This window comes from Stieleria magnilauensis, assembly GCA_007753675.1.
In the GTDB taxonomy this organism is placed as follows: domain Bacteria; phylum Planctomycetota; class Planctomycetia; order Pirellulales; family Pirellulaceae; genus Stieleria; species Stieleria magnilauensis.
The window spans coordinates 4,165,033-4,188,930 of the sequence record CP036432.1 but is presented as its reverse complement, the minus strand read 5'-3'; the positions used below and the strand labels follow the sequence as shown (position 1 = coordinate 4,188,930).

The window sequence follows — 23,898 nt, the reverse complement described above, 5'->3', positions numbered from 1 at the left end:
GAGCGTCCGTAGTATCCCGAGGGATTTCAGCGAGTCGCCGGAGGTCAGCGCAGCACCACCTCCGGACCACTTCAGGCGATTTCCGGTCGCTGATACGCAGCGACAGAGAGCGGCTAAAGCCCAATACCGCTAAGTGAAGCGGCGCTTCCTCAGATGAGGGCCCGTAGGCTCGCGCCAAACGGCTGATCATCGTTTGACATCAGCCGGTTCGCGCCAGCGTCCGAGCCTCACCATTGAGATTGATTTACAGCGTTGCCAAACCGGGGGCACCTCCACGCCGTTCAAAACGATCGCCAATCGACGCCCAGTTTCTCAAAGTCGGCCGCCGCGGTCAAAAAGTGTGCGGTGATCCAGTAGATGTTCCACCGTTCGGCGTAATCACCACGCATCCCTTCGACGACGTCGCGGGGGTCATGCTGTTCATAATTGGTTTGCAGCAACTGTTCGCCCTGGACCCCGGTTGCCAGATCCGTCATTTGCCCACAGCTGACGAACATGATTTTGGCGAGCTGACGATACCGCTGGTCGCCGGTCCAGTCGGCCAGTTCCCATAACGTGGGAGTGAACACAACGCCGAACACATCCAGGTGTTGGTTCTGCACCGAGACGCCGGTCCAACCGCGCGTCTTCAAATCATGATCGGCCAAACGTCCCGGCGGCAACGTAACGTCCCAGACATACAGATAACTTAAGCAGACATCACCGGCATGAACCGCCGCGCGGAGGTAGCGGGGATCGCGGCTGGCCCGGTACAGTGCGGCAAACCCCTGCAACGCCGCCCAAGCCCCCTCCTTGTCTTCGCAGCGGGCGTCCAACGTGCCCCCCCAATACGGTTCTTTCATGTCCAGATGACGCTCGATCGTGTGATCGGCTAGCTTGATCGCCGCGGCCATCCACCGATCGTTCGACGCATAGCTGCTGCCTTTGACCAGAGGCGCGATCGCAAACGCTTCGTTGGTGGACACGGGCCGCCAATCGGACTTCAAAATACGCTCGGCGATCGCGTCCAGGTGTGTCGCGACGAAACGCATCCATTGATCTCGATGCGGGTGATCCGTTTCGGTGATGGCATCCACCATGGCGTGGAGCGTCTGGGCCTGGGAAAGCGGATTCTGAAGTGGAAGCCAGCGGTGCGATTGATAGTCATAGACGATCGGAAAACCATCGCCGTAGGGGGCTTTCCGCGTCGGGGCCGACGTCAGGAAGTCGAGCGCGTCGGCGGCCCGCTGTTTCCATTTGTCCGGTTGATCGGTGTAGGGTCGAAGATCCATCCCCAGCAGCGCCCGCGGAGCGACTTCGGCGCGATCGGCCCAGCCCATCATGATCCACGGATTGCTGCCCGGCGGTCGCGTCCGGAATCCGGCACACTGGTCGTCTTCGTGCCAGCGATCGAACGTGTCGTTCATCTTGGCCGCCATCACGTCCGCCGGACGTGGCAGCGAGCGATCGGTGCGGGGATCAAACAAGTCAATGGACGTCCAAAGCGGATGGCGAAAGCCGTGGCCCGGATCCGTCGCCGGAGTGAACTGCAACCAAAACTCTTTCTCGATGATCGCGCCCGGCGGGATGTCGACCAAGTGTGCGTCTTCGTACGGCAAGAACATTGTTTGCCGCGCCTTGACCACGCCCCGTTGGCCATTGGATGCGGTGGGGCCACTTCGCAGCGTCATCCCAACGGTCCCCTCGCCGGCCACCAAACCGAGCGACCACCAAAGATCCTCGCGTGCCGCAAAGGGTAACCGCGACGGTCGGCTGTGGATCGCCGCGACTGCCTTACCCGTCTGTTCGACTGCGGCAAACGGCAATGGATAGCGATGCTCTTCGTACAACGCCTCTTCGCCAGGTCGGCCGGACCACGTGGGGACGCGCGTGTCATCGATTCGGGTTCCGGACGGATTGCCGTAATAATTGATGCCGGGCAAGAACGGTTGCGGTGTCTCATTCTTGGCCGAATCGATCACGAATCGGACCGACAGCACGACCGGTCCGCTGGGCTTTTCTCCGGTGTAGTGCCAGCGCCGTTTGGCTTGCACCACCCCCAGAGGCATCACGCGATAGAGGTCGCGGATTTCCCAGACGCCATCGACCGTCGAAACCGTTCCGGTCGCGATCGACCACGGCCCACGTCGTTCCACGTGGTCGGGTTGCCCGTGGTGCCAGGCCGTCGACGCATTTTCGCTCCATCCGGTACCGATCGACCATAGACCTTCGGTGGGCGAATGCAGTGCCGATGCGGCGTGATCGGAATGGATCAGCTTCAGCCCGTCTTGATCGATGGACAACGACGGGGCTGTCTGCGCCGATCCGGTCTGTGACGCGATGGCAAGGAAACAGAATGTGGCAACAGTCCGAGCGATGCATCGCGTCGGCATGGACGGGAGGTAGGGCATTGGGAAGACGAAACGGGGGGCGATTGCTATTGTGAGGCGGCGGGCTTCGTCAGCTCTTTGACGGCATCGACGAGTTGCCGCACCTCGGCTTCAAGCTCTGGCAAGACCGTCGAGGCGGATTCCAGGTCTCCATCATGGGCGTAAGTTTCCAATCGTTTGGCCGTCGCGACAACCCGCTTGGCGGCAAACCAATCGGCAGACCCCTTCAGCGTGTGGGCTCCGCGTCGAACTTGATTGGCGTCCTGGTTGGCCAAGCCTTCACGTATTTCATGGATCATCTTCGGGCATTCGTCGATCAACAACTGTGCCACTTCCTTGACGCCTTGGGCTCCGCCGGGAATTCTCGTCTGGGCGAATTCCAGGTCGATCACGTCGGTGGATTCCGGTGGCGTCGCGGGCGCCGTCACGTCGGCGGCGGGACCGGATTCGGCCGGAGAGATCTGTTGGAGGGTGCTGGTGAGTTGTTCAGGGTCGATCGGTTTGGAGATATAGCCGTCCATGCCGACCTGCAAGCACTTTTCGCGATCGCCCTTCATCGCCGCGGCGGTCATCGCAATGATCGGCGTGTGTCGGCCGTTTGGTTTCTCCAGTTCACGAATCGCGATCGTCGCTTCCAAACCGTCCATCTCGGGCATTTGCACGTCCATCAGCACGACGTCGTAGCGGTCGTTGCGAACCGCGTCGACGGCTTCTTTGCCGTTGTTGGCGATCGTCACGTGGTGGCCGCGCATCTGCAACAGCCCGACGGCGACGCGTTGATTGACCAACCCGTCCTCGGCCAGCAGAATCTTCAGCCCCGCGGACGGCTCTGCCGGTTCGCCGGAATCGGACTGCGCTGCACGATCCTGGGCGGCCTGCTCGCCGAACACCTCCAACAGTGTCTCGAGCAGCTCCGACTGGACGACCGGTTTGGTCATGTACCGCAGGATGCCCAGTTCGCGACAGCGGTCTGCATCACCGGGTCGCGCCGCCGAGGAAATCATGACCAGGGTGCAGCGGTTGATGTTCGGATCGGCGTGAATGCGTTTGGCCAATTCGAATCCGTCCATTTCCGGCATCATCGCGTCGAGCAGCACCAGCTGATACGGCCGGCCATCGGCCGTCGCCCGCGTCAGCTCACTCAAGGCCGCCGCACCGCTCTCAGCCGTTTCCGGCTGCATCTTCCAATTGTTCAGAATCTCTTCCAAGATTCGACGGTTGGTCAAGTTGTCGTCGACGACCAGTGTTGCCAGCCCCTCGAGCGCCGAACGGTCGATCGGCGATACGGTCGGCTGTGGTGCGCCGAGCCCGAACTCACAGGTGAAATGAAACGTGGTGCCCTTACCGAGTTCGCTTTCCAGCCAAATCCGTCCGCCCATCATCGCCACCAGTTGCGAGGAGATGGCCAGCCCCAGTCCCGTGCCGCCGAACTTTCGCGTGATCGAAGAGTCCGCTTGCTCGAACACCCCAAACACATTCTTCTGGTGCTCCGGGGCAATCCCGATTCCCGTGTCGGACACCGAGACATGCAATCGCACCTGATCGTCAAACCGAGCTTCCTCGGCCACATTAATGACGACTTCACCTTCGCTGGTGAATTTGATGGCGTTTCCGGCCAGGTTGACGATGATTTGGCGCAGCCGCCCGGCGTCCCCGAGCAGGTACTCTGGTAATTCCGGGTCGATCCGACAATGCAACTCCAACGATTTGTCGGCCGCGCGAATTCCCAGCGTTTGACCGGTCTTGCCGATGCAATCACGCAGGTTGAAATGCGTCGCCTCCAAAGCGAGCTTTCCGGCTTCGATCTTTGAAAAATCCAGGATGTCGTTGAGCAGTCGAAGCAGCGCGTCGGCGGAGTCTTTGACCATCGACAGGTATTCATTTTGTTCCGCTGTGTGTTGCGTGCTGAGCAACAGCTCGGTCATCCCGATGATGCCGTTCATCGGCGTGCGGATTTCATGACTCATGTTGGCCAGGAAATCGCTCTTGGCGCGGTTGGCGGCCTCGGCGGCTTCCTTGGCCAGTTGCAACTGTTCGTTGCGCTGCTTCAGTTCTTCGCGCTGCAGTTCGACTTCGCGTTGCAGGCTGACCTTTTCAACGGCGTTGGAGACCGCTCGCTGCAGGTTGTCCGATGTCAGTTCACCCTTGACCAGATAATCCTGGGCACCTTTCTTCATCGCTTCGACGGCGATCGATTCGTTGCCCTGGCCGGTCAACATCACGACGGCAAGGTGGTGATCGGGGACGGCGTCATGGAGTTCGGTGAGGAATTCCAGACCGTCCAGATCGGGCAGATTGTAATCGAGCAAAATGCAATCCGGCGGATGGTCCCGACACGCGTCAAGCCCATCTTCGCCGCAATCCGCTTCGGCCACGTCGTATTCGTTCCAGGCTTGCTGGGCCAACAGCCGCCGGTAGACCTCACGGTCTTCGGGGCTGTCGTCGACGATCAAAATACGAAGCGTCATTTCTCAGTCGTCGGTCTTGGGGAACACCACGATCCGGAACCAGTAATCTTTCAGCCGCTGAATCGCATTGACGAACCCAGCCAGATCCACCGGCTTCTGGATGTAGCTGTTCGCACCAAACTCATAACACGCCTCGATATCCCGTTCGTCGGTTGACGTTGTCAGCACGACCACGGGGATCTTTTTCAACTCAGGATCTTGCTTGATCTCTTCGAGCACTTCACGACCATCAGTCCCGGGCAGATTCAAGTCCAACAGAATGATCCCCGGACGCGGCGCGGTGTCGGCCGATGCGTAATCGCCACGGCGGTGCAGGTAATCGAGTGCCTCGTCACCGTCGCTACATCGGTACAGCGAATTGCGAAGCCCCGAGGACCTCAAAGCGCGGACGGTCGCTTCAAAGTCCTCCGGACTGTCTTCGACGATCAGGATCGGTTGATTGCTCCAGTCGACCATCAGTCACGCGTCTCCTCTGCATCGGGTTTTGCACAATCGGCTCGAGTGTTTCCGATGGCATCGAAATGACACGTCCAACCTTCGCCTACGAAAAATAGCTCGGTCAACTCACGCGACGATTCCTTTTTCAAGCGTGAAATAAAACGTGGTGCCTTCACCGAACGTCGATTCCAGCCAGATCTTACCACCATGTCGCTCCACAATCTTCTTCACAAACGTCAATCCCGCGCCGGTTCCGCCGCCGTACTTGTCCCGGGCGTGAAGCCGTTTGAAAATTCGAAAGACGGACTCCTGGTGCTTTTCTCGGATGCCGATCCCGTTGTCACGGACATAAAAGACGAAGCCGGTTGGGTTCAGATCGTTGCCGCCGGACTCACCATGTTGCTGAAAACCGATTTCGATCCACTTGTCCGCCTTGTCATTGTACTTTACCGCATTGGTGATCAGATTGCGAAAAACTTCAACGATTCGGACCGAGTCACAGGCCACGGTCGGCAAATGTCGCGGTACTCGCACCTCGATACCCAGTTCCTCTAAAGTAATATGCATCATGTCGAGAACTTGTTCGATGACGTCGTTCAGGTCGGTCGGAGCGATCGCCAGTTCGGCGCGGCCGACGCGGGAATAATGCAGGAGCGAATCGATCAGGTTTTCCTGACGTAAACAAAGCCGTTGCAGCGTCTCAAGTTTTTCGTGGCCGGCCTCGTCTAACTTCCCGGCATAGTCTTCGGCAATAAACGAGGAGTAACGTGAGATCCCACGCAACGGTTCCTTCAAATCGTGCGAGACGATGTAGGCGAAATCATCGAGTTCTTGATTGCTGCGTTCCAGTTGGGCGTTGGAATCGGTCAATTCCTGCGTCTGGGCTTCCAGTCGACTGGTCCGCTCCCGCACCAATTCCTCCAGATGCGCGCGATGTTTCTCCAACTCTCGATCACGTTGTTGGATTTGATCGAGCATGGTGTTGAAACCGTCGCATAGCACGCCGATTTCGTCACCGGAGTTGCTGTGCACGCGTGCGGTAAAATCCCCTTCGCCGGACACCTTCTTGGTCGCAGCGGCCAATTCCAGGATCGGCCTGGCAATCTCTCGCTGCAGCAGTGAGCCGAGCAGGATCGCGATAAACAGACAAATCAACAGCGAGAGCGTCGCGAGGAAAATCTTGTGACGCGTCGTCGCGTATAGGTCTTTCATGCTCGCCCGCAAATAAATCCTTCCCATCGTCGCTCCGTCTCGGTCAATCGATTTCGACACGTGCAGGAACTCACCTTCGAAAAGGAATTGATCTTCACCGGGCGGCAGGACCACTTCTTCGGACGCGAAATCAGGGGCTTGGTAGGAAGCGAATCGGTTTCCATTGGCGTCGAAGGTTTGCACGAACAGAATCTTGGGTTCCAGACGCGCCGACGCCAAAACTTCCGCCCCCGTGTCAACGTCGTCAAAGACCAATGGCGTGATGCTGGCGTCACCCAACGCATCGGCCAACACGGAAAACTGGTTCATCATGGCGGTCTTTGCCGAGCGATGTTGCTCGACCAGTCCCGCGACGGTCGACAACAACAACACGATGCTGACGACGGCAATCAACGAACCTGTTAATTTGACTCGAATCGACAGGTCGCGTAGCGGTCGCATGCTGTGGGGTCCTGATTGAATGTCTTAGAGCACCGTGACAATTCTTAAGCGTAAGAGGGGGGAAAGAACCTTTAGCTGTCCGCGTTTGGCATGGGTGTCGTTGACAACCATCTTGACACGCTTTTCTTGAAGATCGTTCCAGTAACAGATGATGATCCCCGACTTGGCGTAGACCAACGACTCGGCCTCGTTTTCCGCCTCTCCGACCAGGACCACCGGTTGCCCCGTGGTTTTCTGCAAGGCCGCTTCGACCCGTGCCTGTGCCGTTTCCCCGAGAACTCCGGGGGCGGAAGAACGTGAGATGAATAAAATGTGACACGGACTGTAGCTGTTTTGAAACTCAGCGACCGAGCTGTACTGGATGACTTTGATCGGTTTACGCTGGATCGTATCGGTCGTGATTCTTGTCGATTTGATGGATGCTCCATTGCCAACCGGGCGGATGTAGGCTCCGAACGGATTGTTTCCCAGCACACCGATCACGAAATCTTTGTCGGCTCCCTTAAACGGCTGCTTCGGCCATTGAATCAAGCCGCCCAAGAAATAAAACCAACCGGCTTTGATGTCGTATTCGTTCTGCGGCGCCGGCTGTTGGGCGTCGAGGGAACGCGCATCGATCAGTAATCCACAGGTGATCAAAACGCAAAGCAATGAAAGTGAACGGCGCATGTGCAGCCTCGCGGACCTTTGTGGCGTCCGCCATTCCAAACGGTATCCGGCACCACCGCGGCGTGTGGATTGAATCAGCCGATGGACGTGAGCCCACGGACCCCGGAGCGTGTTCATGCTATTCAACTTAGTCATTGTGAACCGGCCGGGCAAGAATTCTGAGACCGTGGGGTGATGGATCACCCGCTAAAATGTTCGCTGAACCGTCAACGCGATCGCCGCCGCCTCGCTGCGGTAATAGGCCCGTCGCAGCACATTGCGTTTGTTTAGATCTCGGTCGATCCAGCCGAGCACGTTGTAGAAGTCCAATCGCATCCGGCCCTGACCACAGCAGATCTTGCGTTGGATGCCGAAGTCCAGGAAGTAGCTGCCGCGGAAGGCTTTCTTGTAACCCGGATCGATGTACGGCAGAAAGCCGTTCGGGGCCGGCAAGCTTTCGTTGTAATTGGCCAGGTCTTCGTCACCAGGGAAACCCCAATAGGCACGCAGCGACCCGCTGGTGCTCCAAAGTGAATTCCATTCTCGGTTGGCGTACAACTTGGTCAAATGCGGCGACCAACTCACCAAGTCGTTGCCGAAACCATACGGCTCGGCGCTGATGCCTTGGTTCCGGGTGATGTCCGGCAGAAACCCGCTGATCAACTGGGTGTAGGAGTGCGAAAGCGACCATTGGTAGCACTCGGTCCGATAAGACGATTCCAATTCCAAACCGGCCATCTTGAACTTGCCCAACACCGTCTGCCGTCGCACGGTCGGCGTGGGATTGAACCCGATCGCGGTGTAGTACTGGTAAAAGCCGCTGGCGCCGAAGTAAAGATGGTCGCAGGGCCGCCGCTCGTAGCGGAACTCGGCACTTTCGTTTTCTTCCGCCTCACTGAAGCTTCCTTGTTCGACGAACTGGCGTCTCAGGTCGCCGTCGGTCGCACGTCGGTTGGCCACCGACCAGATCGCTTTGTATGTATCTTGTTCATTGGGTGCGAACACCAATGCCGTCCGTGGCGAGAGCAACCACTCACTGTAAGAGTGCTTGTCGCTGCGGAGCCCGGCGAATGCGGTCCAACGCTCGTTGAACCGCAACACGTACTCACCCATCAACGAAAACGTATCCGTTTCCCACGGGCCTTCGATCGGGGCAGGCACGCCTTCGACGTTGGCCGGCAATCCGGGATACCCGGGACTTGGTAACCCAAACCACTCGTACGAAAGTGCCGTCCCAAATGCCAGAGTGTGCCGCTCGTTGGGCGTCCAGCGGGCCAGCAAACGCGTGTAGAACTCGTCTTCGCGGTTGGTGATGATCCCGTCTCGCGGCGTGAAGCGTTCGAAATCGAACAGATCCCAACTCGCCATCCACTCCACATTCAGAGACTCGGTGCATTCAAACAAGTACTTGCCGGCAAAGGTCAGTTGTTGGTAGCCGGCCTGCGAGGTTTGCAGGTCGGCAAAACTGTCGCCGGGATTTGCCTCACCGGCCGGCGCGACGGCAACGTCACGCCGATCGGGATCGATTTGTTGACCGCCACGCGTGTAGCGGACCCAGGCGTTGAGATTGCCATCGGTCACCTGTGCGTGAAACTTGTGTTTCGGCTTGGAACGGTACCCGCGGCCGTCGTCCTGGACATTGAACGTCACCGGCTCACCGGCCGTCACCGGGATGTTGTCTCGGGCAAGGAAGCTGCGACCGAACACCAAGGGCGCATCGGATTGATCGGCGCCATCTTGGGTTGCGATGCCGTAATAGACGAACACGCCCGTGTCCTCATCGAACTTGCGGCCGTAACGCAGTTCGGTCGCCGTGAATTCGTCGATGAAGCCTTGCCGGACGGTGGCGTCGAGTCCCTGGAACGTCAGACCCGTGTGCGTTTGCAAGTTGATCACACCTGCGATGGCGCCCGGACCATCGGTCGCCCCGCCGGGACCGCGTAGGACGTCGACAAGGTGAAGGTCACCGAGCAGCGGCAGATCTCGCTCGTGATACGCACCGGACTCACCCCGGTTGTTCATGATCCGGCCGTTGACCTTCAACAAAATCTTGTCATCGCGGTCGCTGATGATGCCTCGCATGCCCATCTTGGGACCGGTGGCCACTTGATGCACATGCTGGAAATTGGGCACCAAAATATCCAGCAATTCGTCCAGATTGCGTGCGCCGGAGGACCAGATCGTCGGGGCACCGATGCGTGTGACCGCGGCCGGGGTGATTCGAGAGATCGCCGGAATGCCGCCCCCGATCGAGATGGGAGCGATTTCGTCGATGGTGTCCAGTGTCGCCAGCGTTGCCGGCGCTTCGACGGGAACCAATAGCGGTTGCTCGGCAAAGTCTTCCAGTGCAGAGAGATCAAAGCCGAGCGTGTCGGCTAGCGACTCCTGGTCTTCGGCAGCTGGCTCCTCTTCGCCTTGACTGTCGGACTCAGTTTCGACGGCAGCAGCGTCCGTGTCGTCGGCGTCGGCGGCACCCAGCCCACCGTCGGTCAGTGATTCTGCAGGCAGCGGTTCCCCAGGCGGCGGTTCCCCAGGCGGCGGTTCCACCGTCGCCGGAACCAGTTCGCCGGGCGTTTGCTGACCGCCCTCGGCCAGTTGACCGATGGCCGTCAATCCGAGTCGCTTGGGTGCCGGTTCCTGTCCGACCGACCACGTCTCCAGGCTCAACCCGAGACAGCACAGTGCGGCGAGCGTCGTTCGTTTCATGAGACGGGCGTACCAAAAGGCGCGGAAAAGAATGCATCCCCTTGGTAGTCTGGTCGGACCCGCTGACGAAAATATTAAGTATTCCGTCTACCGCCCTTAAATCTTACTATGGCGTGCCCCCTGGCCTAGATCGTCATTCGGCCGGTGCTGTCCCCAATTGAATCGGCCGGCGTGCCCATCAGGTCCAGCATGGTCAGGAACAGATTCGCCATCGGACATTCTTTCCCGGCATCGACGTAACGCCCCGTTTCAATCTGTCCCGCCGCGCTGCCGGCGAGCACGATCGGCAAATCTTCGTGCCGGTGCCGGTTGCCGTCACTGATCCCGCTTCCGTAGAGCACCATCGATTGGTCCAACAGCGAGCCGCCGGCGTCTTGGGTGGCCTCCAGCTTTTTCAGGAAATACGCGTATTGCTCGACCAGGTAGTGATCGATCTTACGAAGATTCTCGACCAGTTCCGGCTTGTCTCGGTGGTGGCTCATTCCGTGGTGCCCGTCGCTGACTCCGATCTCGGTGTAGCGTCGGTTGCCTCCGGCGTTGTCCAACATCAGCGTCGCAACCCGGGTGGTGTCGGTTTGAAACGCCAGGACCATCAGATCGAACATTAGCCGGGCGTGTTCGCGGAACGATTCGACGCGGCCGAAGGGGATCTCGATGTCCGGTAGTGCCGCGGCGTCTTCTTGCTCGGTGCGTTCGATCCGCTGTTCGATCTCCCGAACCCCCGTGAAATACTCGTCCATCTTGCGCAAGTCGGACCTGCCGAGCTGCTTCATCAGCCGTTGAGCGTCGCCACGAACGACATCGAGCACACTCTTGCGGATCCGGTTGGCTTCCCGCCGCTCGGCCAAATCACCACTGCCGAACATCCGCTCGAATGCCAGCCGTGGAATCGTTTCCTTGGGCATCGGTTGCGTTTCATTTCGCCAGGAAATGTTGCTGCTATAGGCACAGCTGTACCCGGAATCACAACTGCCGGCGTTGCGGCTGCCTTCGAGTCCGAGTTCGATCGAAGGCAGGCGGGTTTGACCGGCCAATTGCGCCGCGGCGATCTGGTCGACCGAGACGCCCAAGCGGATGTTGCCGCTGGTTTTCAGCGGACGTGCCGCGGTCAAGAACGTTGCACCGCAGCGGGCGTGGTCGCCGGCGCCGTCTTTGTAGCCGCGCCCGTTGTCATGGGTCAGATTGGAGATCACGTTCAGCTTGTGCTTCAGCGGCGCCAACGGCTGCAGTGTCTCGCTGCATTCCCAATCGGTCGGCTCGCCGGACGGACCGACGATCGGCTTCCACTGCGGCATGATCACGCCGTTGGGCACGAAGATACAGGCCATCCGAACCGGCCGCGGCATCGAATCGGGCGACGCGAACGCGCTGCGTGCCATCGGCGTCATCGCCTCCAGCAAGGGCAGGCCCAGGACGGCCGCCGATCCCCGCAGGACAGTTCGGCGATCGACCTTCTTGCGCTGAATCATTTGTGGTCTCGACTTCATCGTTCGGTCCTCTGTTGATGGATTCGTTACCGGCTGCCAGCGTCGGCGTCGAAAGTTTGGAATCGGAATTGGCGGCTGGTCACCACTTCGGTGACTAGATCCGCCAGACGGAATTGGTTGCCGCGTGTGTGTTCGAGAATCTCGTCGATCGTGCAGCGGTCGTCAGGGGTCAGTTCGCGGCCGATCGCAAAGGTCAGCAGCCGTTCGGCCAACGTCCGCGCCAGCCCTTCGACTTCGGTCTCGGCCAGCATGCCGCTCAACTGAGCGCCTCCGTTGAACGACCGACCGTCGGGCAAGGCGCCGCTGGCGTCGATCGGTTTGCCACCCTCTTCGGTTCGATATTGGCCGATGGCGTCATAGTCATCCAATCCGAACCCCAATTGGTCCATCACTCGGTGGCATGAGGCGCAGGAGGGACTTTGACGGTGTAATTCAAGTTGTTCGCGCAGTGTCGCGTTTTCGCCGGCCGCTTTCGCATCGTCCAGCTCGGGAACACCGGCCGGTGGATCCGGGGCTTTCGTCCCCAACACGTTTTCGAGAATCCATTTCCCACGCAACACCGGGCTGGTGCGATTCGGCGTACTGGTCAACGTCAACACGCTGCCGTGGGAAAGCAAACCTCGACGGGGAGTGCCGGACAGCGACACCTTTTCAAACGGTTCACCGCGAAACGTTAAACCGTAGTGTTCGGCCAGGGTTTCGTTGACGAACGTGTAGTCGGCGGTCAGAAACTCACTGATCGACAGGTTGTTCCGCAGAATGTGCAGAAACAACAATTCAGTTTCGCGCACCATTGCCGATTTCAAATCCTGGTCAAAGGTGGGAAAGCGTTTGCCATCGGCTTCGTGCTCGACCAGATTTCTCAATCCCAGCCATTGGGCGGCAAAGTCCGTTGCCAATGCATCGGCTTTTTGATCCGCCAACATCCGACCGACGTGACTCTTTAACCGCTCCAGGTCCAACTCGTTGCGATCGGCTTGGTCCAACAACGTTTGATCCGGAGTACTGCTCCACAGAAAATACGACAGGCGGGTCGCCAACTGGTGCGGCGACAGTGGAATGTCACCGAAGGAATTGGGTTGGCTGTCCGGCGGCGGCGTTTCGACCCGGAACAAGAAACGAGGACTGACCAGAATCGCCGACAATGCGATTTGTGTTCCCCGGTGAAACGATGCGCCTTCTTTGACCGACTGCTCGACCAATTGGGCGTAGGGCCGAACCTCGTCATCGGACACCGGACCTCGGAAGACCTGTTTCATCAAGGGCTGCAAGTTCTTCATCGCTGTCTTGGCGACGTCGCTATACCGGTCGCGTTTCTTGGGTGCGACGTGGCGAACGATCTGAAACTGTTTGGGCGGATACGCGTCCCGCGGATGCTCTCTCGGACCGCTCACGCGAAACGAACGAAACATGAACGGATAGCTGTCCGAATCGATGTCCCCGTCTGGTGAGACGGGTTTGCCACGCTTGGCGAGAATTGTTTTGACGCGTTCCGGATCCATCGTCGTGACCGATTCAAAGCTTGTTTCACCGACGACCAGCTTGCGATCGTCCAACACGGGCACGAAAATCAGCCGATGTTTGCCTTGAGTCAATTCGATGGTCTCCTGCATCGAATCAGAACTGCCCCCGCCGCCGAAATAGTCCAACTCGTCGCTCGCCAACAGCTTGCCCTGCTCGTCGCAGATCGCAACCTTGGCCTTGCCGTGTGACTTGGATGTCGTCCCGCCACGGACGTCGATGCGGTATTGGCCGTCGAACGGAGCGTCCAAATCGATCCAAGCAAAACTATCGCGGTCAACAAATCGACCGCTGAAACGGCCGATCTTCGGATCGCCATAGATCGGCAACTGGTCGCCGGGCAGCTCCAGACGAAGTTCGGGCAAGTCAGCCGGATCGATCATCACGTTCTGCGAAACAAACTCCGCCGCTTCGATCAGCTTTTCGATCAACATCGGGCTCAGCGAAAGCACATCACCGTTGTTGTCGAACCCCGCGCCGACTTCATCGGACGGAAAGCGGTCGGCCGGTCGCAGGTCGAGCCCGAACAGGTCGCGGATCGTGTTGTTGTACTCGCTGCGATTGAGCCGGCGAACGGTGACCTTGCCCGCACGCGGGGTCAGATCACAGGTCGACGAATACATCGTTGCCTCAAGCGACGCGACCAGCGATTTACGCTCCTCGATCTCCGGCGTGTCGTAGTCCTCCGGCGGCATCGCGCCGAATCGGACCATCTCCAGCACCCGTTTCACCTCGGCCGTGGTCAGGTCACTGAGCGTTTCGAATGGACTGAGATCCAAACCGCCTTCCTGGACGTCTTCGTTGTGACAGTCGACGCAATAAGCCTGCATCAACGGCAATCCGGTCGCCTGCCAATTCGCCAGCGCGTCCGGCGCCGCGGATTCCGATGGCGGTGGCGGTTCCGCGGTTTGCGTTGCGTCCACGGGTGGGGCTGCGACGACACCCTGTCCGCCGGCCGACAAAAAGCCGAGCCCTGACAACAGGACGACCAACAAGCTTAGACGTGCGGCAAATCGAACGTGGGACGAGAACCCGCGATCGGGCTGCACGTAAAACGGTCGTATTACGATCGTTTGATCGAACACGGAAAAACCATCGGGTAGGAAAGGCGGGACCGGAACGGGAAGCCATCAACGGGGGGCTGCCGAACACGACGCAGGCGAAGTGTTCCAATTCCGGGGAGTGGAGGGACAGTTGATTGTAGGAATTTGGCCACCCATTTCCAGAGAAATCGGGACGACTGCGCGAATTTGGCGGGGAGAACCGAAGCCGCGCCGTTCAAGCAGCAAAGTTTGCCGCACCCAAACGGCTGATGGCGCGCGGGTTATCAGCCGATTTGGGCCAGCGTCGACTGTATCCCGGAGGGATTTCAGCGAGTAGCCGGAGGTCAGCGCAGCGCTTAGGTTTGACCACATCTTTTTACAATCTTCATTGCGTCAACGCCGCAGAGCATCGCTTGGAGGTCGTTCCAGCCTCGCCAAATCGTTTGCCATCCCGGTGGGTGATCGGATTTGCGGTTCTGATGACCGCCGAGTCTCGCCAGTGCATAGAAGAAATCGTGAATTGACCAGTCGGGTTTGATTTGGCCATGTCGCCAAGCGCTCAGCACACTCACGTAGTCGCTGCAGATAACTTCGGTCGCTTTGCGTTTCTTTGCGTCCCAACGACGACTGGCATCACGCATTTGCAGCAGAGTCAACGCCACCACTGAAATCAAAGCGATCGCTGGCTGCAAACGTTCTTCGCTAGTGAATTGCGGGCTCTCAATGCTACATCCTGTTTTCATCCCTTTGTGATACTCTTCAATGATCCAGCGACATTCGTACCAACCGACAACCTGATAGGCATCTTCAAAATCAAGTACGGGTTGGTTTGTAATCAAAAACCATTCCAGACGCTCTTCTCCGGCGGGCGGATCTTCTTCCCAGACTCGAACAACCCAGACGGCAAGCGGATCGTTGCCGTGTTCTCCTAGTTTCTTCGCGGGTGGTTTGATTTGAACCGGGGCAAATGAGACAGCCATCTTCGCCTCACGAGCCCGTCGATTGGCTGATTTCTTTTTGCCTTTGCGAACCCGTACTTTCTTGTCGACTTTGCTCGTTACCGATAACGTCCAGTGTCCTGCTGGCGGAAGGCTGGCAGCATAGTTGCGAAGGTAACAGGCTTGATCGCTACTGCCTTGATCGCCATGTCCAGGAATGATCGCCCGATTATGAGAGGCACGAATGACGAACCTACGGCCGCTGGCCAATTCATGTTCGAGGAACTCGAACGTGTCAGCTCCTCGATCACAAACATCAACGAGTTTCTCGCTGTTAGCCAGTGGATCGGCACCGCGCAACCACAATCGACTCTCTCGTGATTCACGCTTGCGTTTCTGAGCGGTCAGTTCGTCTTTGGGAGCATCCTCCCGATGGTGCAAAACCTGATTGCACAATCCAATTACTTGCCGTGTTTTCGGGTTCACGGCCAAGCTGTTTTGCGCGATGTACCCACGGCGATTGCCGTTGCCAATTTGGCCCATGTCATCGGAAAGTGACTTGTGATTGGTAAAATCCAGCTCGGTGGCATCATGAAGAATCAGGACTGGGCCTCTGATTTGCTTGATCTTGTGCCAGGTTGCCTCACGATGAGATGCGAGAATTGCCTCATGCGTCACCTGGTCACGGTCCATCAACCGGTAGAAAGCCCTGAGGTCTTTGGGGCTATTGAATTTCTGTGGCAATGTTCCACTTGGTCGTCGAGCCATTGAGTCAGCAAGTTGTACGAGACGATTTGTTCTACGTTTGTCGCCGAGTTGAGCGTTGGCAAAGTTGACTTGTCCAAATGTTTGCAGGGGCAAAACCATGGGGGGCCTTCCGTGATACGAGTGCTGGTAGCCATTCCGTCACCAGCAACCATCTCAACCCGCCGTCGCGAATCAATCGCAGCGTGTGTTCCACGCCACGGTTCCCACAGGGAAAAAACTCCAGGCATCGCCAAATTACCAGATCAACCTTACCAAGCTTGACTCATTTACAAAGATCAACAATTGGTTTCACAGCCGCGCCAACTCGACACATCCGCCGGCAAACAAAAAGATGTGGTCAAACCTAAGGCGCAGCGCCACCTCCGGAGAGCCGATCGTGGGATACCCACCGACCCCGGACGGGGTCGCAGCGAATCAATCCGCCGGCTGTGTCGCAGACCGCCATTGCGAACGAGTTGATTGGGATGCTTTTCCGCTTGCGCCGGCCCGGTCCGAGGGCCCGTTCGCCCTTTGCTTCGACACCCTCCGGGGTCGCGTCATGCGGCTCACCGGAGATCCGGAGGTGTCGCTGCGCTCACCTCCGGCTACCAGCTTTGACCCCGTTGGGGTCATGCAATATACGACGCACGAAAGGGGGCAGTGGATTTAGGCTCGCGCCCCAGCGCCAAAAAATGCTTTGCGGCGTTGCCTGACGGGAGCTGTTCACTGCCGGGGCAGGTCCAGATGCTGGGCCAGATCCAAGAATTTCGAGGGCAATTTCTTGGGGCGGCCGTCGGGGCCCACGCAGGCGATCGTCGAGTCGGCCGAGGCGATCAGCGTCTGGTCCCGAAAGACGTCGTAATGGTGGCGCAAGCGGACCTTGCGAATCTCGGTCACCACGACGTCCAGACGCAGCCAGTCGTCGAACTCGGCCGCGGCGTGGTATTGGACATTCATTTCGGTGACCACCAGCAGTCGTCCGGAATCTTCGACATCTTTGTAACGCACCCCTCCGGCGCGAAGCATTTCGACGCGGGCGTCTTCAAAGAAGTTCAGGTAATTGGAATGGTGCACGCGTCGCTGGCCATCGGTCTGGTGGTAGGCGACACGAAACTCATGGGAGTAGTGAAGGAGGGTGTCTGCGGGCATCCTGGCGTCTTGTCCAAATCTAGTTTTCGGGCCACCGAGCCATCGTCTGGCGGGGGTCTCGTGGCATCTTATACCCGATCGCCCCCAACCGCCCCACTGGCCGCGGCGCGAGGTACAATCGGCAGGCGATCTTCTCCATCTCTATCTCTTTTTTCCCGCCTCGCCCCACCGACATTCAGCATCATGAACCGAACCCCGCTGCTTACGTTTTCGCTTGCGTTTGTTCTCGCCATTCCCGCCTGGTCCGCCGATCCCGTTCGGATGGGATGCGGCGACATGACCTTTGACACAGTGCCCGGTTGGGGACTGCGGGCCGACGGGAACTCGCCGCTGGGGCCGACCCATGGCGGCGTCGTCGTCGACCGAGAAGGAAACATCTACACCAGCGCCCAAGCCGGCGTGTTCGTGTTTTCCCCCGAAGGTGCCGTGATTCACACCTACTTGGGGCCGGAGTACGCGAACATTCACGACATGGAAATCCGTCAGGAGGACGGCGAAGAGTACATTTATGGGGCGCGGAACAAGGACGCCGAGGGGATCAAGTTTCGTGTTCGCGGCGGCGACATCGTCCTCAAACTGCCGTTCCCGCAAGAGTCGGGGCTGGACCTGAAAAAGTTCAGCCCGACCGCGATCACCGTGGCCGCCAACGGAGACATCTATCTATCGGACGGTTACGCCAGCAACAACATCTTCGTGTTCGACAAGACAGGAACGTATTTGCGGCACTTTGGCACTAAAGGCAACGGGCTGAAAGAGTTCAATACCGCCCACGGCATGACCCTGGACACACGCTACGAACCCAACCGCCTGCTGATCTGTGATCGCAATCACCAGCCCAAGGGCCGCTTGTTGCACTATGACTTGGACGGAACCTTCATCGAAGAAGTCATCACCGGGTTGGGGATGCCGACGTCGGTAGCGATCCAAGGTGACTATGTCTCGGTGCCGGATCTGCACGGACGATTGGTGATCCTGAACAAGACCAACACGATCATTGCCGTGCTGGGCAACAACCCCGATCCGGCCAAGGGGCGCAGTTTTAACATCCCCCAGTCCGAATGGGTCGAAGGCGTCTTCAGCGGGACGCACGGTTCCTATTGGGACAAGGACGGAAACCTGTACGTCCAGGATTGGAACGTTTCCGGTCGGTTGATGAAGCTGGTCCGGGTCCGGAAGTAGTCCTGCCCCGCCGCTGGGGACGGGCTGAAGCCGCGGGGAAATCGCCGAATTGACCTGCGAGACGGGAAAAGCGTACACTACGCCGATGGCAACGCGAACGTAGGCTGCATTCACGACGAGGCTGTGATGGAATCTGACGACGGAAGTGGTGCGGCAACCAAATTCGATACGATGCGGGGCCGCAATTATCCGGCACTCCGCCAATTCACCATCTTCTTGGAAAATCGCGTCGGACAACTCTTGGAAGTGGTCCGGCGATTCGAAGGGACGGGAATCCGCATCTGTGCGTTGTCGATCAACGACGCCGCCGAATGTGCGTTCGTCAGATTCCTCGTCAATGACGCCGACCGCGGTCGAGAAATCCTCGAACGAAGCGGGTTGGCGTTGATTGAAACCGATTTAATCGGCGTCCAGCTCCCCGAAGGGCCTCAACCGCTGCTCCGCGTCTGCACCGCGTTGCTGCAGGCCGAGCTGAACATCATCCAAACGTATCCACTGATCGTCCGACCGCTCGGCAAGCCGGCAGTGGCGATCATGGTGGAAAACATCGAAATGGCGATGGAGACATTGATCGAGAAAGGATTCACGATCATCACCGAAGGTGACTTGGACGACAATCCGACCATCGATCAATAGCGAACTGCACAGCCAATCGCCGATCGCACTGGCGCGATCGCAAACGCTGCTGTGGCAGTCGGGGTGACCGGGAGCCTAATCGCGTGGCGGTTTGACGTCTTTGGTCGCGGCGGCACTTGTCTGTGACGAGCGTCGATTTTCACGTTGGATCGCGTCGTAGACTTCTTGTCGGTGAACCGGGATCGACTGTGGGGCTTCGATACCTAAGCGAACTTTATCGCCGCGGATATCGACAATCGTGACAACGACATCGTCGCCAATCATGATGCTTTCGTCGCGGTGTCGGGATAGGACCAGCATATTGGCCTCGACATCATTGAATTCTAAAGGAAACAGAAGGAGGTTACATCAACGATTAAACCACCCGAGTCGGCAGGCTCCCCGACGCGATCGAATCGCGGTGGAGAAAGGTTTCCATGGACTGGAACGGGTGATTCAAGATCAGCAGACCCCGTCGCGTCCTGCGTACGTGCCTCCTGACAACCTGTTCATCGGCGCAGCGGTCCCGGCATTTGACAACGTTCTGCGGAAGTCGGCGCATGCCGGTCATGCCGATTCATCGCGCCTGCCGGGTTGGAACGAAATTCCCAATGTGATGGGCGTTCGTCGGCCCCGCGAGACCCTCAAAATCCGCCGACGGTCGGTCAGGATCGACAACGACGGCGGCGTTGCGCGGCGAGATGGCGTCACACAGCGAGATGGCGTCACACAGCGAGATGGCGTTACGCCGCGCGATTGATCTGCCCGATCAGGCTCGACGACGTTGCCGCCGCAACCGCATCGGCCGCCGTGGACGGGGCGTCGGTCAACGGCACCACCAGACTTTCCGACTGCAACGACGAGACGCCTTGCTGCAACGGATAGTCGTTGTCTGTGATCACCTGACAACCCAGCCGTCGGCTGAGATTCAACAGAATGGGCGAGCGTAGATTCGTCGTCAGCTTTCCACTGTGCCCCGAAACCGTCGTCAAGACGTACAGCTCTGTGCCCGGTCGCATGTGCAATCCGGCCAGTTCCCGACGTGAAACCTGAACGCGATAGTCCGGAAAGAACGCCCGGGGGCTGATCAGCGGTAGTGCCCGATCCCCACGTGATGCCGATTGCAACCACGCCACGGCCGGATTCTCCGAATCAGGAAGCAGCGCCCAATCGCGCAGCGTTTCCATCCCGATCAGTCCTGCGGGAAAAAGAAGGAGCTGGTCTTGATCGACAGTAATGTTGCCAAAACGCTGAGTTTCGATCCGCATCGGAATGGCTCGGTGGCGCTAGAGAGATTGGGTGTGCCTACACTATCGTTATCGGCGGAGTCCCTTTCGAAATCGACAAAATCAGACAAGAACTCCAAATCGGTGCCAGCCGGGCACCAAAGCCAAGGTTTTCCCGCAGAGTGTTTCATGATCCTCATCGGCACGATGAACCTGACGCGGACACGCGAGACGGGGCAGTTCTACTGCCCCACGTGTCGCTGCGCCCAAGAGTATCGTTTGCGGTCCCGGCGGCCGTTTTTGACGCTGTACTTCATTCCCGTCGTTCCGATCGGTGCCGCCGAATGGTTTGTCGATTGCCGCGGCTGTCGCGACAAGTGGGATCCGACCGTGCTGCAGATGGACCAGCGTGAACACGAACAGGTTCAGGCCGAACAGTTCCAACGCGAAGCACTCCGCAGCGCCGTGCTCGTCGTCTTGGCCGACGACCAGATCAGCGACACCGAGGTCAACGTGCTTCAGCAGATCGCCCAACAACTGCTCGGCCGGATGGTCGACCGAGAGGAATTGGGTGAACTGTGCTCGATCGCACAGCAGAACAAAATTCGCGCGGCCAACTACGTGATGACGGTTTCCCGACGTTGGAGCGAAACGCAAAAGTCCGAGGCGCTTCAGGCGATGTTCTTGGCCGCGACCGCAGAAGGTAAGATGGACGGGGCACAACTTCAGGTCATGACCCAGATGCGCGACATCCTGGAATTGACCGAACAAGAATACCAATCGGCGATCGAAGCCGCTTTACAAAGAGAACTGGTTGAATGAACGCTCTCGTTTCTCCGCGGATCACCCGCGGCACCGGCCACCGGAGGTCTTTGATTCACGCCGTGGTGGCCACGACCCTGCTGTCGTGCCTGGGGTGTCCGGCATCGAAACGAAACGATCTCGATTACTCCTATGACGTTGAACAGTACGTCGTGCTGCCCGATCTGGAACAGATCGATGGTCAACCGCTGGTTCAATTTGAAAGTGTGTTTTGGGAGCCCGATGACACCACGTCGCTGCGAAAACTGATTGTCGAGGACCAGATCGCGGCGGGACGCAGTGTGCTGGAAATCGGTACCGGCACCGGCTTGTTGTCGCTGTTGTGCCTGGCCAACGGAGCCCAGAAGGTGGTGGCGACCGACATCAACCCGGCGGCAGTCGCCAACGCCCGCTACAATGTGGCGATGCATCAATTGGACGAATCGTTCGACGTCCGCCAGGTTTCGCCGGCGGATCCGAGTGCCTTTGCGGTCCTGGAACCGGACGAACGGTTTGATTTAATCGTGTCCAATCCGCCGTGGGAGGACGGTAAGGTCGCTGCACCGTCCGATCATGCCTTTTACGACCCCGATTTCGCACTGATGGATTCGCTGCTGGCCGGGTTGCCAAAGCATCTCAACCCGGGCGGACGTTGTCTTTTGGCATACGGGCATGCTCCCGCAATCACGCGTCTGTTATCCGAGGCTGATGCGTTAGGATACCAAACCAAGGTGCTCGATGACCGAGATGTCGATCAGTTGCCGCTGAATTTTCTACCGGGCATGTTGATCGAAGTGCGTTTGGGGCGTAATCAAATCCCCAAAGTTGACGCTAGCAGTGGCGATCCACCTGCAACGGATCCCCGTTAGCGGGTTGCCGCAAAAAGCTTGCGATCAACGGCTCACAGCCATTACCATGGTGTGAGCGGCGGATCAAAAGTGTTGTCATTTGTTGTCCGTGAACACTCTCGCAAGAGGGTGACCGCTTTCTTCGAACGTAACGCGAGTCGGAATCGCCCATGATCCACTACACCTGTGATCGCTGCAAACGCACGATCGATCCGGAAACGGAACCAAGGTTTGTCGTCGAGATCGATGTTCGTATGGCCAATGTGGTTGAGCCAAACAGTGACCAGGGAGACGACCTGGATCAACTCGCTGAACTGCACGATCAGTTGCAGCGAGAACTCAATGCCGAAATCGGCATGTGTCTGCACGACACGCTCGACGAAATCGACGACGTCCTGTGCGGAAGGGATCTCGACGATGGTCCCGAGCAATATGACCTTTGCGAACAATGCTACGAAGCATTCGCCAGCAACCCGCTCGGTCGCGAAACCACCGTCGGCTACGGCTTCAGCAACAACTGAAGCAATCTTAGGACAACGCCGGCATCCATCCATTGTTGTAGTGGAACAGCACGTAAACAATCGCGCCGGCGACCTGCAACAACATGATCAATCCACCGATCTTCAAGAACGTTCCCCAGCCGACGTGCACACCGGCTTCTTTCTTGAGTGCGTAGATCGCGATCACGCAGGAGATCGATCCGATCGGTGTTCCGTTGCCGCCCAGGTTGCAGCAAATGATCAGGGTCCACCACAACGGTTCGATCGGCACCGTGCCATCGGCCGCGATGTCCTTGACGATCGGAATCAGCGTCGCGGCGACCGGGATGTTGTCGACGATGCTGCTGGCAACCGCCGAGAAAACGCCCAGCAGCGGAACCAATAGCGTTAACTCGTTCCCCGACAACTCGATCACTTGCTCGGCCACCCAAGCCAACGCGCCGGTTTGTTTCACACAACCGATGATGATGAACAGACCCATGAAAAACAAAATCACGGTCCAGTTCACCTTGCCGATCGCATCTTCGACACCCTTGCCCGCAAACAGCAGCGCCGCAGTCGCGCCCACCATCGCAATGAAATCCATTCCCACGCCCATCTGCTGCGCAAATACAAATCCGATCACAGTCAACGTGAGGATCGTGCCGCTGCGTAGCAGCACGCGGTTGTCTTCGACCATCGCCCAGGGATCAAACGTCTCGATCTGAGCACGCAGCGCTTCCTGTTGCTCCTCGGTTTGCTTCCATGGCAAGTCATTGCGAAAGAAAAATCGCAGTGCCGCGATCGCAATCACCAGTGAAACCACCGCGTACGGCAAGCTGACTTGCAAGAAATGGGCATATGGGATTCCCGCTGCCGTACCGATCATGATGTTCGGCAGCCCGCTGGCAAACGTGGCGATCGCGCCACTGTTGGCACAGATCGCCACACTCAGCAAGAACGGCATCGGCTTGTAATTCAGCGAGCGACAGATCACCAGCACCAACGACGAAAGGATCAACATCGCGGGAACAATCGTCAGCACCGCGACGAACACGAACGTGACCAGGCACAACGTCAGATACAGCTTGGACGCCGACCCGCCGGTGAAGCGGACAATCCACATCGACAGAAAATGAAACAGGCCACTCTTGCCGACCACATCGACCAGGATTCCGGTGCCGATGATCACGCCAAAAATATTCAGGTCTTCCTTCAGGAACTCATACAGCTTCGGGTACTCGAACAGACCCAACGCCAAACCGAGCACCACCAACACCGCCGCACCGCACAGCGCCGCGACCGTTTTGTGAAATCGCTCGATCGCAACGCCCACGTAGGTGGCGCACATGACGGCGGCAAACAGCAGCATCACGCCGGCGGAGGCGGGTTCGATCGGAGCTTCCTCCACCGAACTGGCAAGCAATGGAGAACCGGTAAACAAGGTGTCAATCAAAATCATTCGAAGACCTGCGACGCAGAAACGGATTTGATTTGCATACCGTACCACCGAACCGCCAAAACACGCTACCTGGGAACCGTGGACCAGATTGCCACCTCGCCGCCAATGCCAGCGGCAGGGC

17 protein-coding genes and 1 pseudogene are annotated in these 23,898 nt (G+C 58.3%); 5 read left to right on the top strand and 13 right to left on the bottom strand.

Annotated elements, in window-relative coordinates:
• Positions 1-281 precede the first annotated feature (281 nt).
• The 10 genes from TBK1r_RS14775 to TBK1r_RS14730 all read right to left on the bottom strand — a co-directional run bounded on the left by TBK1r_RS14775 (position 282) and on the right by TBK1r_RS14730 (position 17,167).
• The gene (locus TBK1r_RS14775; protein WP_145211958.1) at positions 282-2,390 is read right to left on the bottom strand and encodes a hypothetical protein; all 2,109 of its coding nucleotides are present in this window, start codon (positions 2,388-2,390) and stop codon (positions 282-284) included.
• 26 nt (positions 2,391-2,416) lie between these two features.
• Entirely contained in the window at positions 2,417-4,837 is a 2,421-nt protein-coding gene (locus tag TBK1r_RS14770; RefSeq protein WP_145211955.1) for a hybrid sensor histidine kinase/response regulator, read from the bottom strand.
• A 3-nt stretch (positions 4,838-4,840) separates the two neighbouring features.
• Positions 4,841-5,293, bottom strand: a complete 453-nt coding sequence (locus TBK1r_RS14765) for a response regulator (RefSeq protein WP_145211952.1) — start codon at positions 5,291-5,293, stop codon at positions 4,841-4,843.
• Positions 5,294-5,401: 108 nt separating this feature from the next.
• On the bottom strand, positions 5,402-6,928 hold the full coding sequence (locus TBK1r_RS14760; protein WP_145211949.1) for a sensor histidine kinase: 1,527 nt from the start codon (positions 6,926-6,928) through the stop codon (positions 5,402-5,404).
• Between the two features lie 24 nt (positions 6,929-6,952).
• Positions 6,953-7,597 (bottom strand): YfiR family protein, encoded by a 645-nt coding sequence (locus TBK1r_RS14755; protein ID WP_419581360.1) that lies wholly within the window; start codon positions 7,595-7,597, stop codon positions 6,953-6,955.
• 186 nt (positions 7,598-7,783) lie between these two features.
• Complete coding sequence (locus TBK1r_RS14750; RefSeq protein WP_145211943.1) at positions 7,784-10,282, bottom strand: TonB-dependent receptor plug domain-containing protein; 2,499 nt, start codon at positions 10,280-10,282, stop codon at positions 7,784-7,786.
• Positions 10,283-10,407: 125 nt separating this feature from the next.
• Positions 10,408-11,769 carry a DUF1552 domain-containing protein gene (locus TBK1r_RS14745; RefSeq protein ID WP_145211940.1) on the bottom strand — a complete coding sequence of 454 codons (1,362 nt, stop codon included), beginning with the start codon at positions 11,767-11,769 and terminating at the stop codon, positions 10,408-10,410.
• 26 nt (positions 11,770-11,795) lie between these two features.
• Entirely contained in the window at positions 11,796-14,375 is a 2,580-nt protein-coding gene (locus tag TBK1r_RS14740; protein ID WP_145211936.1) for a DUF1592 domain-containing protein, read from the bottom strand.
• Positions 14,376-14,689: 314 nt separating this feature from the next.
• The gene (locus tag TBK1r_RS14735) at positions 14,690-16,138 is read right to left on the bottom strand and encodes an IS4 family transposase (RefSeq protein ID WP_145211934.1); all 1,449 of its coding nucleotides are present in this window, start codon (positions 16,136-16,138) and stop codon (positions 14,690-14,692) included.
• A gap of 603 nt (positions 16,139-16,741) precedes the next feature.
• The gene (locus TBK1r_RS14730) at positions 16,742-17,167 is read right to left on the bottom strand and encodes an acyl-CoA thioesterase (RefSeq protein WP_145211931.1); all 426 of its coding nucleotides are present in this window, start codon (positions 17,165-17,167) and stop codon (positions 16,742-16,744) included.
• Positions 17,168-17,350: 183 nt separating this feature from the next.
• Here TBK1r_RS14730 and TBK1r_RS14725 point away from each other — a divergent pair, with 183 nt between their 5' ends.
• The gene (locus TBK1r_RS14725) at positions 17,351-18,346 is read left to right on the top strand and encodes a 6-bladed beta-propeller (protein ID WP_419581359.1); all 996 of its coding nucleotides are present in this window, start codon (positions 17,351-17,353) and stop codon (positions 18,344-18,346) included.
• Positions 18,347-18,472: 126 nt separating this feature from the next.
• Positions 18,473-18,982: an acetolactate synthase gene (locus TBK1r_RS14720; protein ID WP_095739476.1), complete on the top strand. Its 510-nt coding sequence runs from the start codon at positions 18,473-18,475 to the stop codon at positions 18,980-18,982.
• 75 nt (positions 18,983-19,057) lie between these two features.
• Here TBK1r_RS14720 and csrA read toward each other — a convergent pair whose 3' ends face one another.
• Together csrA and fliW are read right to left on the bottom strand one after the other, a co-directional pair.
• On the bottom strand, positions 19,058-19,282 hold the full coding sequence (gene csrA, locus TBK1r_RS14715) for a carbon storage regulator CsrA (protein ID WP_095739475.1): 225 nt from the start codon (positions 19,280-19,282) through the stop codon (positions 19,058-19,060).
• 521 nt (positions 19,283-19,803) lie between these two features.
• Positions 19,804-20,229 (bottom strand): annotated as a pseudogene (gene fliW, locus TBK1r_RS14710) (flagellar assembly protein FliW); the annotation flags it as partial.
• Positions 20,230-20,376: 147 nt separating this feature from the next.
• Between fliW and TBK1r_RS14705 the strand changes: the two are divergent.
• The 3 genes from TBK1r_RS14705 to TBK1r_RS14695 all read left to right on the top strand — a co-directional run bounded on the left by TBK1r_RS14705 (position 20,377) and on the right by TBK1r_RS14695 (position 22,357).
• The gene (locus TBK1r_RS14705) at positions 20,377-21,009 is read left to right on the top strand and encodes a TerB family tellurite resistance protein (RefSeq protein WP_145211925.1); all 633 of its coding nucleotides are present in this window, start codon (positions 20,377-20,379) and stop codon (positions 21,007-21,009) included.
• Positions 21,006-21,857, top strand: a complete 852-nt coding sequence (locus tag TBK1r_RS14700) for a 50S ribosomal protein L11 methyltransferase (RefSeq protein ID WP_145211922.1) — start codon at positions 21,006-21,008, stop codon at positions 21,855-21,857. Before TBK1r_RS14705 ends, TBK1r_RS14700 begins: the two co-directional genes overlap by 4 nt.
• A 149-nt stretch (positions 21,858-22,006) precedes the next feature.
• The gene (locus tag TBK1r_RS14695; protein ID WP_145211919.1) at positions 22,007-22,357 is read left to right on the top strand and encodes a hypothetical protein; all 351 of its coding nucleotides are present in this window, start codon (positions 22,007-22,009) and stop codon (positions 22,355-22,357) included.
• Between the two features lie 7 nt (positions 22,358-22,364).
• Here TBK1r_RS14695 and TBK1r_RS14690 read toward each other — a convergent pair whose 3' ends face one another.
• Complete coding sequence (locus TBK1r_RS14690) at positions 22,365-23,777, bottom strand: ArsB/NhaD family transporter (RefSeq protein ID WP_145211916.1); 1,413 nt, start codon at positions 23,775-23,777, stop codon at positions 22,365-22,367.
• Between the last annotated feature and the right edge of the window lie 121 nt (positions 23,778-23,898).

Coding starts and splice junctions, on each gene's coding strand:
- TBK1r_RS14705 (WP_145211925.1), top strand. CDS start 20,377: ATGATCCTCATCGGCACGATGAACCTGACGCGGACACGCGAGACGGGG.
- TBK1r_RS14770 (WP_145211955.1), bottom strand. CDS start 4,837: ATGACGCTTCGTATTTTGATCGTCGACGACAGCCCCGAAGACCGTGAG.
- TBK1r_RS14725 (WP_419581359.1), top strand. CDS start 17,351: ATGAACCGAACCCCGCTGCTTACGTTTTCGCTTGCGTTTGTTCTCGCC.
- TBK1r_RS14730 (WP_145211931.1), bottom strand. CDS start 17,167: ATGCCCGCAGACACCCTCCTTCACTACTCCCATGAGTTTCGTGTCGCC.
- TBK1r_RS14775 (WP_145211958.1), bottom strand. CDS start 2,390: ATGCCCTACCTCCCGTCCATGCCGACGCGATGCATCGCTCGGACTGTT.
- TBK1r_RS14760 (WP_145211949.1), bottom strand. CDS start 6,928: ATGCGACCGCTACGCGACCTGTCGATTCGAGTCAAATTAACAGGTTCG.
- TBK1r_RS14690 (WP_145211916.1), bottom strand. CDS start 23,777: ATGATTTTGATTGACACCTTGTTTACCGGTTCTCCATTGCTTGCCAGT.
- TBK1r_RS14745 (WP_145211940.1), bottom strand. CDS start 11,769: ATGAAGTCGAGACCACAAATGATTCAGCGCAAGAAGGTCGATCGCCGA.
- csrA (WP_095739475.1), bottom strand. CDS start 19,282: ATGCTGGTCCTATCCCGACACCGCGACGAAAGCATCATGATTGGCGAC.
- TBK1r_RS14695 (WP_145211919.1), top strand. CDS start 22,007: ATGATCCACTACACCTGTGATCGCTGCAAACGCACGATCGATCCGGAA.
- TBK1r_RS14700 (WP_145211922.1), top strand. CDS start 21,006: ATGAACGCTCTCGTTTCTCCGCGGATCACCCGCGGCACCGGCCACCGG.
- TBK1r_RS14750 (WP_145211943.1), bottom strand. CDS start 10,282: ATGAAACGAACGACGCTCGCCGCACTGTGCTGTCTCGGGTTGAGCCTG.
- TBK1r_RS14755 (WP_419581360.1), bottom strand. CDS start 7,597: ATGCGCCGTTCACTTTCATTGCTTTGCGTTTTGATCACCTGTGGATTA.
- TBK1r_RS14765 (WP_145211952.1), bottom strand. CDS start 5,293: ATGGTCGACTGGAGCAATCAACCGATCCTGATCGTCGAAGACAGTCCG.
- TBK1r_RS14720 (WP_095739476.1), top strand. CDS start 18,473: ATGGAATCTGACGACGGAAGTGGTGCGGCAACCAAATTCGATACGATG.
- TBK1r_RS14735 (WP_145211934.1), bottom strand. CDS start 16,138: ATGGTTTTGCCCCTGCAAACATTTGGACAAGTCAACTTTGCCAACGCT.